Here is a 1,952-nt window from a genome sequence, read left to right as displayed (position 1 = left end):
CGGGGCCGTCGCGCGCGTGGCCATCAACACCTGGCGCTGCACGGCCGGCTGCATCATGCTGCGCGGCGCAGCGCTCGCACTCGCCAGGCGCAGCGGCGTGGCGGTGCCGAGGTGGCGTGCTGGCGGGCGATTGTAGATAAAGCCGTCGACCGGCCAATGCGTGGTGCCCAGGCCCTGGATCGGCGCATACCACACGCGCACCGCGCTCCAGTCGTTGGCGTCGGACACATCGACCGCGCGTACATCGTTTTCCTTTTGCCCGCGCGTGCCGTTGATCGGTGACCAGTTGGCATGGCGCAGCAGCACGGTGCGCGAATCGATCACCCGGCTGACCATGGCGACATGGCCCAGGTGCATCGCGCCATAGGGATGGAAGCTCATCACCGCGCCGGGCTTGGGCGTGAAACCGCGCTCATAGCGGCCCTCGGCCTGGTCCCACCAGGTGTGCGCATCGCCGAACAGCTGGATGCCTGAAACCTGCCGGGCATAGGGCACGCATTGCAGATAGGGCAAGGCGCCGGCGGTATCGGCCGGTGCGCCATCGGATTGATCCGGGCCGGGAATCAGGGCGATCGGGGCGGCCATGGCAGCCCCTGGAGCGATCATCCCGGCGATCAGTGCCGCCCCCGCGGCCAGGCCCAACGGCCCTGTTCTTGTCCACCACACCATGGCGCTGTTGTGCCGGCAAATGGTCAATGCCCGCCTGACCGGCTTGGTTAATGGCGGTTTTACGAATCGCGACCAACCGGGCCTGGTATGCAACGCCCGCTTGCCTTTGGCGCCAAGCCGGGCCAACGGGGGCTATGCGTCCCCAGGTTATCATCATCGGACGGCCCAACGTGGGCAAGTCCACTCTGTTCAACCGGCTTGTCGGCAAGAAGCTGGCGCTGGTCGACGACCAGCCCGGCGTCACCCGTGACCGTCGCTTTGGCGATGCGTCGCTGCTGGGCCTTGAATTCACCATCGTCGACACCGCCGGGTGGGAAGACGAAGATCCCTCCAGCCTGCCCGGCCGGATGCGGATGCAGACCGAAGCATCGCTCGAAGGCGCCGACGTGGCGCTGTTCGTGATCGATGCCCGTGCCGGCATCACCCCGCTGGACGAGGAAATCGGCCGCTATCTGCGCGGCCACGATATTCCGGTGATTCTGCTGGCCAACAAGGCGGAAGGCCGCGCTGGCGATCATGGCCTGTTCGAGGCGTTCTCGCTCGGCTTTGGCGATCCCGTGGGCGTTTCGGCCGAACACGGCGAAGGCTTGGGCGACCTGTTCGAGGCGCTGCTGCCCCACTTTGCCGAGCAGGAAGCCGAGGACGAGGAAGAGGCCACCGACGAGGAGGCCGAGTACGATCCCAAGGCCGTGCTCAAGCTGGCCATCGTTGGCCGCCCCAATGCGGGCAAGTCCACGCTGATCAACCGGTTCCTGGGCGAGGATCGGCTGCTCACCGGGCCCGAGGCGGGCATCACCCGCGATTCGATCGCCATCGACTGGAACTGGACCGATCCCAAGGACGGCGAAGAACGCCCGATTCGCCTGATCGACACGGCCGGCATGCGCAAGAAGGCCCAGGTGGTCGACAAGCTGGAAAAGCTGTCGGTGGCCGATGCCCGCCGCGCGATCGATTTTGCCGAAGTGGTGGTCCTGCTGCTCGATGCCACGCGCGGGCTGGAACACCAGGATCTCAAGATCGCCTCGATGGTGCTGGAAGAAGGGCGCGCCCTGCTGATTGCCATCAACAAGTGGGACGTGGCCGAAGATGCCAGCGGCCTGTTCAACGGCGTGCGCCAGGCGCTCGACGATGGCCTGGCGCAGGTGCGCGGCGTGCCGCTGGTGGCGGTGTCGGCCCGCACCGGCAAGGGGCTGGACACGCTGCTGTCGGCCGCCTTTACGCTGCGCGATGCCTGGAGCAAGCGCGTGCCGACTGCGGCGCTTAACCGCTGGTTCGACGATGCG

General features: G+C 67.0%; 2 protein-coding genes. One reads left to right on the top strand and one right to left on the bottom strand.

Annotation, left to right across the window (positions count from 1 at the left end):
• The coding region (locus H926_RS28355) for a CHAP domain-containing protein (protein ID WP_192816564.1) at window positions 1-585 on the bottom strand (585 nt) is incomplete at its 3' end.
• Window positions 586-803: 218 nt separating this feature from the next.
• On the opposite strand from H926_RS28355, the gene der reads away from it, so the two are divergent.
• The coding region (gene der, locus H926_RS0117230; protein WP_022677426.1) for a ribosome biogenesis GTPase Der at window positions 804-1,952 on the top strand (1,149 nt) is incomplete at its 3' end.

Source organism: Novosphingobium sp. B-7 (assembly GCF_000410615.1).
In the GTDB taxonomy this organism is placed as follows: domain Bacteria; phylum Pseudomonadota; class Alphaproteobacteria; order Sphingomonadales; family Sphingomonadaceae; genus Novosphingobium; species Novosphingobium capsulatum.
The sequence above is the reverse complement of the archived record's forward strand: the minus strand, read 5'-3'. Positions and strand labels throughout refer to the sequence as shown.